17 protein-coding genes and 1 pseudogene are annotated in these 15,810 nt (G+C 51.4%); 15 read left to right on the top strand and 3 right to left on the bottom strand.

Annotation, left to right across the window (positions count from 1 at the left end; translation table 11 throughout):
* Positions 1 to 54: 54 nt before the first annotated feature.
* The 3 genes and pseudogenes from RW092_RS11100 to RW092_RS11090 all read left to right on the top strand — a co-directional run.
* Positions 55 to 363: pseudogene (locus RW092_RS11100) on the top strand (glycoside hydrolase family 65 protein); the annotation flags it as partial.
* Between the two features lie 14 nt (positions 364 to 377).
* Positions 378 to 1,217: a carbohydrate ABC transporter permease gene (locus RW092_RS11095; RefSeq protein ID WP_016310844.1), complete on the top strand. Its 840-nt coding sequence runs from the start codon at positions 378 to 380 to the stop codon at positions 1,215 to 1,217.
* 30 nt (positions 1,218 to 1,247) lie between these two features.
* Positions 1,248 to 3,458 (top strand): alpha-L-rhamnosidase-related protein, encoded by a 2,211-nt coding sequence (locus RW092_RS11090; protein ID WP_316010218.1) that lies wholly within the window; start codon positions 1,248 to 1,250, stop codon positions 3,456 to 3,458.
* Between the two features lie 77 nt (positions 3,459 to 3,535).
* Here RW092_RS11090 and RW092_RS11085 read toward each other — a convergent pair whose 3' ends face one another.
* On the bottom strand, positions 3,536 to 3,724 hold the full coding sequence (locus RW092_RS11085; RefSeq protein ID WP_085170669.1) for a hypothetical protein: 189 nt from the start codon (positions 3,722 to 3,724) through the stop codon (positions 3,536 to 3,538).
* Between the two features lie 233 nt (positions 3,725 to 3,957).
* Between RW092_RS11085 and RW092_RS11080 the strand changes: the two genes are divergently transcribed.
* The 7 genes from RW092_RS11080 (at position 3,958) to RW092_RS11050 (ending at position 9,988) form a co-directional block, all read left to right on the top strand.
* Positions 3,958 to 4,827 (top strand): cation diffusion facilitator family transporter, encoded by an 870-nt coding sequence (locus RW092_RS11080; RefSeq protein ID WP_085170670.1) that lies wholly within the window; start codon positions 3,958 to 3,960, stop codon positions 4,825 to 4,827.
* Between the two features lie 471 nt (positions 4,828 to 5,298).
* Complete coding sequence (locus tag RW092_RS11075; protein WP_316010217.1) at positions 5,299 to 6,324, top strand: SH3 domain-containing protein; 1,026 nt, start codon at positions 5,299 to 5,301, stop codon at positions 6,322 to 6,324.
* Positions 6,325 to 6,501: 177 nt separating this feature from the next.
* Complete coding sequence (locus RW092_RS11070; protein WP_016310849.1) at positions 6,502 to 7,005, top strand: DUF948 domain-containing protein; 504 nt, start codon at positions 6,502 to 6,504, stop codon at positions 7,003 to 7,005.
* Between the two features lie 180 nt (positions 7,006 to 7,185).
* Entirely contained in the window at positions 7,186 to 8,340 is a 1,155-nt protein-coding gene (locus tag RW092_RS11065; RefSeq protein WP_316010216.1) for a PP2C family protein-serine/threonine phosphatase, read from the top strand.
* A 71-nt stretch (positions 8,341 to 8,411) separates the two neighbouring features.
* Positions 8,412 to 8,750, top strand: coding sequence for an STAS domain-containing protein (locus tag RW092_RS11060; RefSeq protein ID WP_016310851.1), 339 nt, complete (start codon positions 8,412 to 8,414; stop codon positions 8,748 to 8,750).
* Positions 8,751 to 8,768: 18 nt separating this feature from the next.
* Positions 8,769 to 9,218 carry an anti-sigma B factor RsbW gene (gene rsbW / locus RW092_RS11055; protein WP_016310852.1) on the top strand — a complete coding sequence of 150 codons (450 nt, stop codon included), beginning with the start codon at positions 8,769 to 8,771 and terminating at the stop codon, positions 9,216 to 9,218.
* The gene (locus RW092_RS11050) at positions 9,215 to 9,988 is read left to right on the top strand and encodes a sigma-70 family RNA polymerase sigma factor (protein WP_127576676.1); all 774 of its coding nucleotides are present in this window, start codon (positions 9,215 to 9,217) and stop codon (positions 9,986 to 9,988) included. Before rsbW ends, RW092_RS11050 begins: the two co-directional genes overlap by 4 nt.
* A gap of 45 nt (positions 9,989 to 10,033) precedes the next feature.
* On the opposite strand, the gene RW092_RS11045 is transcribed toward RW092_RS11050, so the two are convergent.
* Positions 10,034 to 10,252: a hypothetical protein gene (locus RW092_RS11045; protein ID WP_016310854.1), complete on the bottom strand. Its 219-nt coding sequence runs from the start codon at positions 10,250 to 10,252 to the stop codon at positions 10,034 to 10,036.
* A gap of 188 nt (positions 10,253 to 10,440) precedes the next feature.
* Between RW092_RS11045 and RW092_RS11040 the strand changes: the two genes are divergently transcribed.
* Positions 10,441 to 11,451 carry an asparaginase gene (locus RW092_RS11040; RefSeq protein ID WP_085170675.1) on the top strand — a complete coding sequence of 337 codons (1,011 nt, stop codon included), beginning with the start codon at positions 10,441 to 10,443 and terminating at the stop codon, positions 11,449 to 11,451.
* Positions 11,452 to 11,475: 24 nt separating this feature from the next.
* Here the strand turns inward: RW092_RS11040 and RW092_RS11035 are convergent, their stop codons facing one another.
* Entirely contained in the window at positions 11,476 to 11,703 is a 228-nt protein-coding gene (locus tag RW092_RS11035) for a DUF1128 family protein (RefSeq protein ID WP_009226836.1), read from the bottom strand.
* Between the two features lie 134 nt (positions 11,704 to 11,837).
* Here RW092_RS11035 and yyaC point away from each other — a divergent pair, with 134 nt between their 5' ends.
* The 4 genes from yyaC to RW092_RS11015 all read left to right on the top strand — a co-directional run bounded on the left by yyaC (position 11,838) and on the right by RW092_RS11015 (position 15,565).
* Complete coding sequence (yyaC, locus tag RW092_RS11030; protein WP_316010215.1) at positions 11,838 to 12,365, top strand: spore protease YyaC; 528 nt, start codon at positions 11,838 to 11,840, stop codon at positions 12,363 to 12,365.
* Positions 12,366 to 12,724: 359 nt separating this feature from the next.
* Positions 12,725 to 13,531, top strand: coding sequence for an alpha/beta fold hydrolase (locus tag RW092_RS11025; RefSeq protein WP_316010214.1), 807 nt, complete (start codon positions 12,725 to 12,727; stop codon positions 13,529 to 13,531).
* 151 nt (positions 13,532 to 13,682) lie between these two features.
* Positions 13,683 to 14,330, top strand: a complete 648-nt coding sequence (locus RW092_RS11020) for a DUF6483 family protein (RefSeq protein WP_255315408.1) — start codon at positions 13,683 to 13,685, stop codon at positions 14,328 to 14,330.
* Positions 14,331 to 14,383: 53 nt separating this feature from the next.
* Complete coding sequence (locus RW092_RS11015) at positions 14,384 to 15,565, top strand: class I SAM-dependent methyltransferase (protein WP_316010213.1); 1,182 nt, start codon at positions 14,384 to 14,386, stop codon at positions 15,563 to 15,565.
* The last annotated feature ends 245 nt before the right edge of the window (positions 15,566 to 15,810 follow it).

Below are 15,810 nucleotides of genomic sequence, written 5' to 3'. Positions count from 1 at the left end.
TTCGATTACGCTTTCAAACAACACAAATTTTGCAGCTTGGAGAGGAATGGACTTATGCTATGCTACAACCCCAAAACGACAGAGGAGCTGGACAACTGGGTATTCTCCGAGGTTCGATTTGATCCGTTAGCCCTTGGGAAATGCGAAGCCATCATGTCGCTTGGAAATGGGTATATGGGGCTTCGATCGGCGACGGAAGAGTCTTATATCGGAGAGAAAAGAAATTTGTTTGTGAACGGAACGTTTAATAAGTTCGATGAGTTCGAGGTCAGCGAGTTGCCGAATGCAGCCGATCTGACTAAGTTGGACATCCGGATTGACGGCAAGCCGTTGTCCTTAGAGATTGGCACTGTGACCGTATACGAGGAGGCATCACGATGAACCTTGCGACCAAGAGATTCAGCCCAGCTCAAATCCTTAGCCTGTTGATCCTTATAGCTGGAGCTGCGGTCGTGCTCGTGCCGCTGCTGTGGACTTTTTTTACATCCCTGAAGACGCCGGCGGAAGTGTTTAAGGATAACTTCTTACCGGAGAAGTGGCTATGGAGCAACTATTCCGATGCCGTTCAGGCGATTCCGTTTTTTAATTTTTTGCTGAATACGCTGACGATTTTAGTGCCAGTTCTGATTGGAACGGTTTTTTCCTCTGCACTGTGTGCTTACGGCTTTGCCAGATTTCGTTTTAAGGGAAAAAAGACGCTGTTCCTGGTGCTGCTCGCGACGATGATGCTGCCTTCCCAAGTCACGATGATTCCGATGTTCATCATGTTTAAGGAAGCAGGCTGGGTGGATACGTTTCTGCCTTTGATTGTGCCCGCCTTTTTCGGCGGAGGTGCCTTTAACATCTTCCTGATTCGTCAATTTATTCGGGGCATCCCGCGGGATCTGGACGAGTCGGCATTTGTGGATGGAGCCAACCGGCTGCAGATCTTTATTCGAATCATTCTCCCTTTATCGATGCCGCCGTTGATTGCCGTGTCCATTTTTACCTTTATGGGGGTTTGGAACGATTTCCAAGGTCCGCTGATTTATTTGAATTCCAATGAGAAATATACCCTGGCACTGGGGCTTTCCATGTTCAAAGGGTTGTACAACGTGGAGTGGAATATGCTGATGGCAGCCACAATTCTTGTGATGCTGCCGGCTCTGATCGTATTCTTTGCTGTCCAGAAGTATTTCATCGAAGGGATCTCCATCTCTTCGGCCGTTAAGGGCTAAGCGAATCTACTAACAATGAGGAGAATGTTCATGACCGGACGAAGCAGCAAACATCCGTTTAACTTATATTACAACGCCGGGGAATATATCAAAATTTGCGGGGCGCAGGACGGGACTTTTCCCGATTTCGGGCATCATGTCGCCAATGAAATGGGAGGTGTATGGCTGCATCCAATCAAGCTGCTCGACGGCTTCTGGCTGAAGGTAACCGATTTGGATCGGGGGATTTCCGTTTGGACTCGGGCGGATACGTTTACGAACGAGCCTTGGGGAAGCCGATTCGAGTATGACCATGGGCTCAGTCATATTCCGGTGTCCATCGAGCGGATTCAATTTGCGCCGGAGCGGGAAAAAGGCTTTATCGCCAAATACCGAGTGCAGGCTTACGAAGGAGAAACCGTGCGGCTAGGATTGGAACTACTCGCCCGGACAGACCTACGCCCAGTGTGGTTCTCGGAACATATGGGGATTGTCGATGGCGAACGGGACGAACCAATGGAAACAGCGGATTGCAAGGTACTGGTAAAGGATTCGGCACATCCATGGTTCGTACAGATTGGTACGGACTTGCCGGAGCCCCATATAGAAACGGGAACGTCGTTATATGGGCCTGAGTTCACTGCCGGAGCGGGTTGCGGCGTTGCGTTTCGGGCGCAGATCGAGTTAGCCGGCCAGGAGACGTTTGAATTTCGGCTGTTTGCTGCAGGATCGTATGCCTCGCAAGCGGAATGCACCCAAACCTATGAGCGATTGACCTTGCGGCACGAAGCACTTCTGGCGGAAAAACAGGCGGCTTATCGAGAGATCGAGGCGCGAGCGCGCTTAGAAATTGCCGGAGAGACGCTGTTGAACGAAGCGTTTGCCTGGGCGAAATGGAACAATCAATGGCTAGTGCAAACCGTAGATCAACTGGGACGAGGTCTGACAGCCGGGGGGCCCACTTACCCGTGGTGGTTCGGCTGTGACAGTACGTATGCTTTGCAAGGCGTGCTTGCGATCGGAGACGCCCAGCTGGCGATCGACACGCTGGAGCTGCTGCGAAGCAAATCGGAAGAAGTCAACGGCAACGGTAGAATCGTCCACGAGATCACGACGATGGGGGCGGTTGCGAATCCGGGGAATACTCAAGAGACGGCACATTACATCGCATTTGTATGGGATTTATTTGAGTGGACCGGCGACGAAGAGTTATTGCGTCGCCATTACGAATACTGCGTGAAGGGCATTGATTGGCTCCTTGAAGAAATGGACGGTGACGGGGACTTATTCCCTTCCGGTTACGGCATTATTGAGATCGCAGGGCTCAACATGGAACTGATCGACAGCGCAGTTTATACGGCGAAAGCACTTCAGGCCATGGCCGCGATGAGCGAGCAGCTTGGTGAATCTGCGAATGCCGTCAAATACCGCGAGCTGGCGAAACGGGCGGTAGCTGCCGTGAATCAGGCGTACTGGTGTGAAGATGAAGGGCTGTACGGTGATGCGATTGCCCCTCGTGAAGCGGTTGAGGCCAAGGCAGATGTGATGATCTCCCTTGCCCGCAAGCAAGGAATCGCCGAGTATGAGGAATATGTTAGGAGATTGCTGCAACGAACGACCGGTCATGTAGGTGACCAGGCATGGCTATTAAACAAGAACTGGGTCATCGTTACCCCCATGGAGGCGGGGATCGCGGATCCGGACAAAGCAGCTAGAGCGCTTGCGACGATGCGGTCGGAGGAGTTTATCGGTCCATACGGAACGTATCTATCAGGGATTTACAAGCAAGGGACGATGACGATTTCAACGGGGGTCCACGCTGTGGCTGAAGTGGCTAACGGCCATCCGGACGAAGCGCTGGAGCTGCTGCGTCGCTTGCTGCGCACCTTCTCCGTGGCTTTGCCCGGGTCTTTCACGGAAATGTCTCCAGACTACGGCTGTGTTGTACAGGCTTGGACCCTTTACGCGCTGGCGGTCCCGTTGATCCGTCACTTCTTTGGCGTCCGTCCACAGGCACACCGGCGTTTGCTACATTTGAAGCCGCAGCTTCCTAGCGCATGGCACGATAAGGAGTGCAAACTGGAAGGTCTGCGCATTGCGGACGCAAGCTTTGACTTGTGCATCCAACCGGCGAAAGAAGGCGAGGGCCATCTCGTTACGGTACGAAATGAGCAAAGATGGACCGTGGCGTTGGAGCTAAACGGTGAGTGCAGGGAAAGCGACGCGGCTTGGATTCAGTGGGAAATTACACCGAGGAACTAACTGTATCTGACTCGATCAGAAATTAGAAGAGGCCCATGCGATTGCGGCATGGGCCTCTTACTGCACCTCTTACGTTCTTACGAGCCGCCCGTCCGGCGGCGCTGGTTGTTCGGTTTCTTATTATTTTGGCTCTTCAGTGTTTTGGTTTGAAAACTGTCTTTCAATCCCGGTTTGTTGCCGTTTTGCTGCTGCTGCTTTTTCTGTTGCAGTTTTTGGCGCATCGCTTCGGCCAAATCGATTTTACGTGGTTCTTGATTTTCCGTCACGCTGATCATCTCCTTGACATTGGAAAGGGGGTGTCCCTATTTTATACGTTTTTAAATGCGCGTACAACGGGAATAATGATGAGGGCTTGCTTTTCCCGGGGGCAACACTGTTTCTCTAGACTTACACGGGGTTGATTTGCTACGATGATAAAACGCTTTTGATGTTTTGTTTTGAACTGAGAGCTTGAAGATGTAGGTTATTGGCTTCGGGGAGAAGTCTGGAGGTGCGGGACTTGGATATTTACGACGATATACGCAAAGGGGAACGCGGAGCTTGGGTAAGCATTGCCGCTTATTTATTGCTGTCCGCTTTCAAATTAATCAGCGGGTTTGTGTTTGATTCAAGCGCGCTGCTTGCCGACGGGTTTAACAACCTTACGGATATCGTGGCTTCGGTGGCAGTGCTGATCGGACTTAGAATCTCACAGAAGCCGCCGGACTCCGACCATGCTTACGGTCATTTTCGTGCGGAGACGATCGCTGCATTAGTCGCTTCTTTTATTATGGCGATGGTTGGTATCCAAGTCATCATTGGTGCGGTCCGGTCATTGATCGAAGGTGTGCATAGCGAGCCAGACATTCTGTCGGCTCTGATCGCTATCGTGTGTGCTCTGGCGATGGGCGGAGTCTATGCTTACAACCGCAGGCTGGCGAAGCAGATTAACAATCAGGCGCTCATGGCGGCGGCCAAGGATAATTTGTCGGATGCGCTGGTGAGTGTGGGCGCAGCAGTTGGGATTATCGGGGCTCAATTCGGGCTGCCGTGGCTGGACGTAGTTGCTGCGATTGCGGTAGGTTTGCTTATTTGTAAAACCGCTTGGGATATTTTCCGCCAATCGACGCATAATCTGACCGATGGATTTGATGAAAAGGAGCTGGGCGACCTGCGCAGCACCATTGCCCGAACTCAAGGCGTGGAAGGAATTAAAGACTTAAAGGCCCGGGTTCACGGGAATCACGTACTGGTCGATGTTGTCATTGAGGTAGATCCGCAATTGACGGTGATCGAAAGTCATAAGATCAGTGACCGGGTTGAGGAACGGATGAGAAAGAAGCAAAACGTCATGCATGTTCACGTTCATATTGAGCCTAAAGAAAGATAGGACTCGATTTTGGACGGGAAGTCATAAGGATGATTGAAGAATTAGGATGAAGGTGAAAACAAGCCCGAATGGACAGGCCTAAGGTAACATTTACCAAGCCTGCCGTTCGGGCTTTTTTGGCGAAAAGCGGGCATTTGTCCCTAAAAAATAGGCCGATTGGATAAATTGGAATTAATATGTAATTTATGCGGTTACATGCGAAATCGGGTACTTTCGTTGCAGAAATCCGGTGCTATTGCACGGGAAGGGCTGCTATAGGTTACATTCGTCCAGTTTTTATAGGTCGATTGCCTCTAATTCCGATAGGTAAAATCTAGGGCCATTGTCTTTGAAAGCGCTTTTCTATAAAGTGATCTTCGACCGATTTAGACTGATTTCGACAATCGCTATAATGGGTGCAAGAACTAAAGAAAGGAGATTTTGGAACAAGACGAACACCAAGAACTTACACTAGGAGGCAGGATAACACCCATGAAAATGAAACGAAGCGTAGCCATCACATTGTTGAGTGCCATTCTTCTCTCTACTTATACAGCCGTCCCTCATCAGGCATCCGCCGCAACTGCAACTTCACAATCGATCACCAAAGGCCATATTGTCGGCGGTGTCAATTTCCGTGACAAACCTTCCACATCGGGGAAAGTGATTGGATTTCTGAAAAAAGGCTCCGAAGTCACCGTATTGGATCAAAGCAATAAATATTTCTATCTCGTACAAACCGAAGATGGGAGCACCGGTTACGTTAGTTCGAACGAAAAATACATTCAACTGGAAACTGTAAACACCGCTCCTTCCCAACCTTCGCTCAATTTGCCTGCAACGGTGACCTACGGCGTCAATCTGCGTGATCAACCGTCCACCTCGGGCAACGTTATTACAATGCTTCGCAAAGGGACGACGCTAACGATTCTCGAGCAAAGCAATGAGTATTTCTATAAAGTACAGACGGCAGACGGGATGAAAGGTTACGTTAGTACGAATGATAAATATTTGGAAATTGGAGGACAATCTAGCACACCGCAGCCAACGCCTACTCCCGCTCCTTCCACTGGGATCAGCCAGCAGATCGAGCAAGTCATTCAGGCCGGTATGAAATACCTCGGCACTCCGTACGAGTACGGCTCCAGCCGCAGCAATACGGATACATTTGACTGCTCTGATTTCGTTAGACAAGCCTATAAGGATGCTTTGGGCATCACGCTCCCTGCGGATTCCCGTAAACAAGGGGATTACATAAAGAGCAATGGAACAGCCGTATACAGCATCGATCAATTGAAGCGCGGTGATTTGGTCTTCTTCATGAGCTATAAAGGCTCTTCGGCCAAGTCTTACCAAGGAATCGACAAGCAAAGCCAACGGATTACCCACGTTGCGATCTATCTTGGCGACGGTCAGCTCTTGCACACCTATTCTAATGAAGCTGGCGGAGTGATTGTCGACAAGCTTGACGGCTCCTGGGTTTACCGCTTTATGTTTGGTGGCAGCGTCCTGAAATAAATCAAATCATGCCGTTTGGCCCCGTTCTTGAGTAAGGAAGTGGCCAAGCGGTTTTTTCATTTTTACGTCGAAAGAAGTAATCTTATTTCACGGTTCTACGCACACTTCCGTCCATTTTCGTGTATAGTTAAGGAAAGAATGGGTGAACGCCCAAGGACGGAAAGGGAGGAAACAGGTATGATTTGGGAGATCAGCGTGGCGGTGGCTGCAGCGGCCTTTGTGGTGCTTGTCGTTTATTTGGTCAAGACGCTGAAAGCGGCGGAACATTCGCTGAAGACGACCACCGAAACATTGAAGGACGTACAAAAAACGATTGATGAGCTCGGCAACGACGTCCGGCAGATCGTCCGGCAAGCGAATGAACTGACCGGCGACATTCAGCACAAAATGAAGCAGATCGACCCGCTGATGGAATCGGTTAAGCATGCGGGGGAAGTGCTAAGTGAAGTGACATTGGCAACAAAGCAGGTTTCGGCAGCCCTTGCCCGTCGAATCGCCAGCCGTCCGCTGTTGGCCAAGCGCAAAGCTCCGGCATCTCCGGCCCCGGCAACTTCTGTACCTTCAGTCCAGCCGCTGCAAGCGGAAGGAGAACAGCCGGAGCAGGAAACGAATCGTAAATCGGCGAATTGGGTCAAATGGGTGGATCTCGCCGCTGATGTCTGGCAGAAGTATCGGAGTTAAGCGGACGTGAAGCGGCCATTCCATTTGCCGTTTCAACCAAAGATGGACTGGGTAATGTACTCTGTTACTCAAGCCTTGCCCGCATTGTGAATCGAGAAGGAACGGGAAAGCGCCCCGTTCCTTCTTTTTTCACTATGATTCGTATAGCACTTCTAAGTCTCATTGGATAAGGAGATTATGATGCGAATATTGATCGTTGACGACAATCCGACAAATATCATGATCATACGTGAGATTTTAAAGAAGGAAAATTATCGCAACACGGTCACCGTCACTTCGGCCCGGGACATGTTCGAGCGGCTTGGTGTCAAAGATTTGGATTTGATTGACGAAAGCGGACCATCTGATGTGGATTTGATCCTGCTGGATATGATGATGCCGGAGATGGACGGGATTCAGGCTTGTCGGATCTTGCAGCGCTCCGAACATCTGAAGGAGATTCCCGTTATCGTAGTTACAGCCGTTGGGGATTCCCACAAGCTGGCGGAAGCGTTGGATGCCGGAGCTGTAGATTATGTAACGAAACCGATCAACAAGGTGGAGCTGATGGCGCGAATTCGTCTGGCACTGCGGCTGAAGCTGGAGAAGGACTGGCATCGGAACCGGGATCAGCGCATCCAGGAGGAATTGAAGCTTGCGTCGCTTGTTCAGAACGCGGTCCTTAGCGCCCCGATCCATGATTCGGAGTTCGAAATCGATGCTCTATACAAGCCTTCTTATGAGTTGGCCGGAGATTTGTACTCCTGGTATTCGCTTGGTGAGGGGAAGTATGCAGTGATCCTGCTGGATATGATGGGGCATGGCATTTCTTCTTCCCTCTTCTGTATGTTCATCTCCTCTGTTCTCAAAGATACCGTGTTTACCTATGTGGAACCGAAGCTGGTCATTGAGGAGCTGAACCGCCGCTTTATCCAGCTGCATATTGAAAGCAAATTGATTCAATATTATTTCACCGCCATCTATCTTGTGGTGGATACCCGGCGCAAAGTGATCGAATACGTGAATGCCGGACATCCCCCAGCCCTCCTCTACACGGATAAGAAGCAACCCGTTCGTTTTGATCAAGTGGGGCCTCCCGTAGGCTTGTTTGATGGAATCGAAACCTATCCGCAGGTTCTACATTACGAAGGGCCCGGCCATCTCGTTCTCTACACCGACGGGTTGATAGATGGGCAGGAGAATTCCATAGAGGCGCGGCAGGCATGGCTGGAGGAGCAGTTGAAGACCTGCAGTCATCACTTCGACCGCGAGGCGATGAGTCGGTTGTTCTTCCAAGATGCCGCTCCGCTGAACCGAGAAGATGATAGATGTCTGGTCTGGATCTCGTTCAAATAACCCCCTTGATTCAGTCGTGGACAAGCTGGGTTATGTTGTATTAAGAAAACCTATTCCAGGGAGAGTATTTCATGAATACAAGAAAAAGTTTGAAATTTTCCACCACAACCCAACGAGAAAACGGAGTTTGTACCGTATCGCTGCGAGGTGAGTTGGATTTGTCTGCAGCGCCGGATTTCCGGAAGGTGATGGATCCGCTGGTTGGCATCGATGACGCGGATTTAGTCCTGAATCTGAAGGAGTTGAAATACATCGACAGCACCGGAATCGGAATTTTTCTGTCCATCTTAAAAGCGAGGCATGGGATGAGCTCGAAGTTTTACGTACAGGAAGTACCGGACCATATCCGGAAGCTGTTTGAAATGACGGGGATTGCTAAGTTTTTCGCGGAGCAGGAGAACTCCCAATAAGGAAAGGATCGAGTCTTAATGATAGAAGAAACAGAGAGAATTGTCATCAGCCTACCGGCTACGGCAGAATACGTGGATATTGTTAGGCTGAATCTGTACGGTATTGCTTCCAAGATGGGATTTTCGTACGAGGAAATTGAAGACATGAAAGTGGCGGTATCCGAAGCTTGCAACAATACGGTGTTGTATGCGTACAAGCAGGATGCCGGCAAAATGGAAATCACGTTTGAGATCTTAACGGATGCTTTGTCTATTACGGTCAAAGATGAAGGGGAGAGCTTTGAGCCGTGGCGACAGGCTGGAGGCGTGACTCTACACGAAAAAGAGTTGAGCGAGGCCCCGATTGGCGGATTAGGTTTCTATCTGATGCAGGCGCTCATGGACGACGTCCGCGTAGAAACGCAATCCGGAAAAGGCACAAGGGTGACGATGGTCCGCCGACTCCAGAGGAGTGAAGAGAAGGTATGACCGATCGTGCGGCTCCCCAAGCTTCTTTGCACGAATCTACCCGCCTCATTCAGCTGTACCAGCAAACCAGAGACAATGAGATCGCCACGCAGTTAATCCGGAAATACGATTCGATGGTCAAAATGGCCGCCGCGAAAATTGCTCGAAATCGACCGGATTTGTACGAAGACCTGTACCAGGTGGGCGAAATGGCATTAGTGCGTTTGCTGCAGCAGTATGACAGCGAGCTGGGTATTCCGTTTGAACCGTATGCGATGAAGAGCATGATCGGACATATGAAAAATTATTTGCGCGACAAGTCTTGGTATATTCAAGTGCCGCGGAGAATTAAAGAAAAGGGAGCGCTGGTTCAGCAGGCGATTGATGAGCTGACGCTGAAGCTGGAGCGATCTCCCAATGTACAGGAGATCGCGGAGGTTCTGGAGCTCTCGGTGGAAGAAACGGTTGAGGTGCTGGCCGGACGGGATTGTTATCATTACGTGTCCCTGGATTCGCCCTTATCACCGGACGAAAGCGCCGTAACGCTGGGTGAAATGATCAGTGCGGATGCGGACGACTACGATGCGCTTGAGAACCGCATGGATTTGCAACAAGCGCTGGGACAATTAAAGGCGCAGGAACAGCAGGTTCTGCTGATGGCCTATCAGGAAGGGCAATCCCAAAGGTCCATTGCCCGGAAGCTGGGGATCTCTCAGATGAGTGTATCCCGCATTCAGAAGCGGGCGACCGAACGCCTGAAGCAAATCATGAATCATATGAACACCACATAAAGCGTTGCCTTGGGGATATGGGGGCGACGCTTTTTTTGCATATATTTATTGTCCGGGATCAGGCAGCAAGCCGTCCTTCTTATCTTCCCGGTTGGTTTGCATAGCTTCCATATCTTCTCCCAGCTGAATGAGATCCTCCATGTCATTCACCATGGAGCCGTTCTCCGCTTCGTCGATGTCTTTATGCTCAGGATACTCGCCGGCTTGGGCAGCCCGGATTTGCCTCGTGACATACTGCTCCTGCAGGTCCTCGGGTTGGGTCATGGATGTAGCCTCCTTTGTTCTCTTATGAAACCGTAAATAGTTTGCACAAACGCCTTTATCGTATACCTGGCGCTCTCTTGCTTCTTGCTAGATGGCTCTATAGCCAGCGGGCTTCCAAAGTACTATACTGTGTAGGAATGGAGCAAAATGTGTGCAGGGAATGGATCAGGTTAAGGAGAGAACAAGAGATGAACTATAACGAAGCTTTGCTGGTGAATGAATATCGCGGGGGGCTGCTGGAATGCGCTCACTATGGTCATATTTGTATTGTTGATGAACGAGGAAACATTGTGGGGCGAGCGGGTAATCCCCAAGCCACCGTATTTACTCGCTCTGCGGCCAAGCCGATCCAGGCGATTCCAGGGATCCGTGCCGGAATTAAGGAGGCTTACGGGCTAACTGACGAGGAGATTGCCATTATGGCCGCTTCACACCGAGCTGAGGAGATTCATGTCGAGACGCTGAATCGAATTTTGGAGAAGACGGGGCTGACCGAAGAACGGCTCATTTGCGCTCCCAGCCTGCCGCTGGATCGAGTTGCCAAGGAACAGCTGCTTCGACAAGGCGGGACGTATCGCCGAATCTACCATAATTGTTCGGGTAAACATTTAGGCGTTCTGGCTTATTGCAAAATGAAAGGATACCCGTTGGAAAGCTATAATCATCCGGAGCATCCGGCTCAGAAGGAAATCTTGACGACGCTGGCGGGCTTGGCAGGGCTTACGGAAGCGCAGATTACTCTGGGTACAGATGGCTGCGGTTTTCCTGTGTTCGCCCTTCCGTTATCCGCTTTGGCTTCCGCCTATTTGAAGCTGGCATGTCCGGATTTGATCGAGGATGCGTCTACCGCTGAGGCAGTCAGAGTGATTACTAACGCCATGAACCGTCAACCCTTGCTGGTTGCTGGCACCGGGCGGGTGGATTCGATCCTGCTGGACGATCCGAATATCGTGGCCAAAGGCGGTTTTAAAGGGGTTTATGCGTTTGCTTTGCGCCGTGAGCGCGTGGGGATCACGTTTAAAATTCAGGACGGTTCCGAGGAAGAGTGGGGAATGATCGCTTTATCCGTACTGGAGCAGCTCGGATACGAAAACGAAGGAACGCTGCAGAAGCTCCGCGAGGCGTTCCCGTCTTCGATCAAGAACGATGAGGGCTGGGAAGTAGGGAAAGCCGAAACCGTGTTCCAGCTGGAACGCTAACTGTGATTCAGAGCCGCTTACCGGTTAGGCTTTGTTCCGCAGTCTTCCCAGTTCTTGAGCCAGCGCTTCCACTTCGGAGATGCTGAGCCGCTCTTTGCTCATGACGATGTCATAAACATCGCGGATATCATCATATTGGTTAACGTGGAATGCGGACGCCGACATCGCTGCTGCGGAAGCCATTTTCAGCTTGCTTTTGATCGCTTCGATCATGAACTCAATATTTTCCTTGCTCTTGATGGACAGATCCATAAGTTTTCATCCTTCCGATTTATGGGTTATTAGCTATTGTACCACGAGGGAAGCGGTTCATGAAATTTTGCGGCCTGGCGTCCGAATGCGTTACAATCAGGTTACGAAATACCGGGAGGGAGCGTGTCTAGGTCATGCAGGAACAGAAGGAATGGCCGGCAGCGGGAGTAAACCGGAGGAAGCTGAGCGGCGGGGAGCTGGCGGCTTTTTTTGCAGACATTCGTGCCCGGCATCTTCGTGAGGACGTTACATTTCTGTGCATCGGTACGGATCGGTCGACGGGAGACGCACTGGGGCCGTTGGTGGGAACGAAGCTGACCGAGCTGGGATTTGAGCACGTCATCGGAACACTCCGCGAGCCGTGTGACGCAACCAATCTGGAGAGGCGCATGTCCGAAATTCCCGAAGGGCGCGTGATCATCGCCATCGATGCCTGCCTGGGGATGGCCGATTCCGTAGGGACGTACCTCGTGTCCAGCCAGCCGCTGCAACCGGCCCGGTCCGTCGGAGCCAGCTTGCCTGAGGTCGGGCATTACAGCATCGCTGCAGTCGTGAACGTCAACGGTCCCAAGCCCTATTGGACGCTGCAGATGACCTCGCTGTACAAGGTCATGCAAATGGCCGATGAAATCGCGGACGCTGCGGCATCGGCGTTCCGGTGAGAAGGTTGGATGAAGCGAGGGACTGAGCAGCGGAGCGTACGTTTGGGGTACGTGAGCAGCGGAAGGCCCGGCTGAGTTCAAGATTCGATGTCGAACACGCTTCAAGATTCACCACGTGATCCGAAGATAACTTTTTGAACAACCGGTTCAAATCAGAATTCAAAAAGTTAGGTTTGGAGCACCGAGAAGGTTGGATGAAGCGAGGGACTGAGCAGCGGAGCGTACGTTTGGGGTACGTGAGCAGCGGAAGGCCCGGCTGAGTTCAAGATTCGATGTCGAACACGCTTCAAGATTCACCACGTGATCCGAAGATAACTTTTTGAACAACCTTTAAAATTGAGATGAAAGTGGGTAGCGTAATGGACAAAGTAACAGTCAACGGAACAACGATCGCCTATGAACAACAAGGACAGGGCGAAACAGTGGTTTTGCTGCACGGTTTCTGCGGCAGCTCCGCTTACTGGGAGAAGGTTCAGCCGCTGCTTGCCGAACAATATCAGGTCATCGCCCCCGACCTTCGGGGCCACGGGGCCACAACTGCGCCAGTCGGCGCGTATACGATCGATCAAATGGCGGATGATGTCGCCGCTCTGATGGAGGCGCTGGGCATCACCAAGTACACGCTGCTGGGCCATTCGATGGGAGGCTACACCGCCCTCTCCTTAGCTCAGCGGTATCCAGATCGGTTGAATGCCTTTGGTTTGATCCACTCCACCGGCTTTCCGGACAGTGAAGAAGCGAAGGAGAAACGGCTTCAAGCGGTTTCCCGCATCCGGTCTGAAGGCATTACCCACTTTGTAGATGGGCTCGTGCCGGGGTTGTTTGCACCGGACAATGTCAGCAAACTTGGAGCTGAAGTGGATCGCGTGAAGGAGATTGGCTACAAGACGCCGCCTCAAGGGGCAACGGGAGCCGCGCTGGCGATGCGCGAGCGGCCCGACCGCCGAGACGTGATGGAATCGACAGCGCTACCACTGTTGCTGGTCGCAGGTGAAAACGATAACGTCGTACCGATGGCGCGGCTATTTACGACCGAAGGGCCCAACGTCACAAAGGCGGTCATTAAAGGCGTGGGCCACATGAGCATGTACGAAGCGCCGGAGCAGCTCACAGCCGTCATCGCCGATTTTATGCGCAGCGTCACGGGAAAGACCGTAGAAGTGTAAAACCTAGCAAGTCTAAACAACGTTTCGCAAGAATCAGCTAGTCGAACCGAGGCCAAGGAACCGGAGATTTCATGGAAAACTCCGGTTTTACGGCTTTTTTTGAATTGGCGGGAAGCCAGCCTTGAACTTAGGGACGAGAGGAGGAGTGTCCGTGCTGCGAAGAGATTACCTGATGAAGATGATCGAAGAAATGACGGAAATGCTGGGAAAAGTGTTTATGCTCAAACAGCAGAAAAAGAAGATTGAAGCATTATGGACGCTCGACGAGCTGTTTAAAAGGCAGTTTCGCTTGAGCTCCCATCTGCTGGAGAACTTACCTGCCAAAGACATCGTGCGCCTGTTTCAAAGCGGCGGGGAAATCGAGGCGGACAAGCTCCAAAGTCTGTCCCGTCTGCTCAAAGAAGAGGGAGACGTCTACGAGAGCTCTGGAGAGTCGGACGAAGCGGCAAAGCGCTGGATCAAATCATTTCATCTATACTTGACCGCTGCGCTCCATGGGGCGGACCGCTCCCTATGGGATCTGCCCTCGGCCATTGCTGAGCTGCAATCGTTGCTAAAGTCTTACCGTCTTCCGCCGGACACCGAATGGCTGGTGTTACAATGGGAAGAAGCGGAAGGTCGGTACGACCAGGCAGAAAATGCACTCTACCGCTTGCTGGAGGAAGGCCATGCTACTAAAGAAGAGGCGGTAGCGTTTTATCAGCGGTTGCTTGCGCTACCGCGAGATACACTTGCGGCGGGAGGCTTGCCGGTTGAAGAAGTTGAAGAAGGGCTTGCCGACGTCCAGGCTAAATTTTGAACAACCGTTATGATTTATTGACTACTATGCAGAAAGGCAGCTGTTAATCAATCATGGAATCACTGCGCAAACTCGCGAACGAACTGGCGGAGAAGGGCAGTCTGATCACAGCAACGATCAGCGGCCGCCGCAGACCGGGGGAGACGGAATACACGAAGGTTCAAATCAAACCGGTCGAAATCAAAAAGAGTTTACACTATCAATTTGCCTACCACTACCCCAACAAGGTGCTGCATCAAAATATCCCGGCTGACCGTTTCGCGGACGAGCTGGCGAAGTTGTTTGAGGAGTTCCGGCAAGGATTGCTGTGCACGGCGGAGGCCGATTATCAGGTCTTGATCAGCAAGAAGTTTAAGGTCACGATTCTGAAAAAAGCCCCCTCGCGTAAGCCGCTGGGGACGCTGACCCATAATCGGAAGAAGCAATATGTGTTGGAGGAAGGAACACCGGTTCCGTTTTTGGTGGAGCTCGGGATCATGAACGGGGAAGGCAAGGTGCTCGCTAAAAAGTACGATAAGTTCAAGCAAATCAACCGTTTCCTTGAAATGGTTCAGGATGTCCTTCCTCATTTACCGACGGGGCGGCCGCTGACCATCGTTGATTTTGGGTGCGGCAAATCCTATTTGACGTTTGCGCTGTATCATTATTTGGCCGTACAGCAGCAAAGAAAACTGAACGTGATTGGCTTGGACCTCAAGGCCGACGTAATCGAGCATTGCAGCGGGTTAGCACGCAAACTGCAGTATGACGATCTGAAGTTTCTTGTTGGCGACATCGCCGACTATGACGAGCTTAACGCGGTGGATATGGTCGTAACGCTCCACGCCTGCGACACGGCGACAGATGCAGCGCTGGAGAAAGCGGTGCGCTGGGGCGCATCGGTCATCCTGTCCGTGCCTTGCTGTCAGCATGAGCTGTTTAATCAGGTGCAAAACGAAGTGCTGCAGCCGCTGTTGGGTCATGGTATCCTGAAGGAGCGCTTCTCTGCACTGGCGACGGATGCGATTCGCGCTAAGCTGCTGGACGTGATGGGCTACAAAACGCAACTGCTGGAGTTCATCGATATGGAGCATACGCCGAAAAATATCCTGATCCGCGCCGTGAAATCGGGCGGAGGGAACGTGTCGCAGCTTTGGCGGGAGTATACGGTGTTCCGCGATTTCCTAAGCGCTGATCCGTATCTGGAGCGCGCTTGTCGCGATTTGCTGCCGGAGGCGGCAACGCAAAGTAACTGAGATGGAACCGGTTGGGAGGTGTCCCAACCGGTTTTTTTTGTGGTTTTGATAGGGGAGGGGGGATGTTGCTGATACAGGGGGCACGATAACTGCAAAAGTGCAGTTATTTTTTGGAATTTGGACTTAAAACGCGAGTTTAACTGCAAAAGTACAGTTATTTTTCTGCGATTTTGGGAAAAGCACCGATTTCGCCACTAGCCTTGCACCAAACCTGACATGAGAAATTACAGAAAAATTGTTTGTAA

The sequence above is a fragment of the Paenibacillus sp. 3LSP genome, from assembly GCF_032465655.1.
Lineage (GTDB): Bacteria > Bacillota > Bacilli > Paenibacillales > Paenibacillaceae > Fontibacillus > Fontibacillus barengoltzii.
The sequence above is the reverse complement of the archived record's forward strand: the minus strand, read 5'-3'. Positions and strand labels throughout refer to the sequence as shown.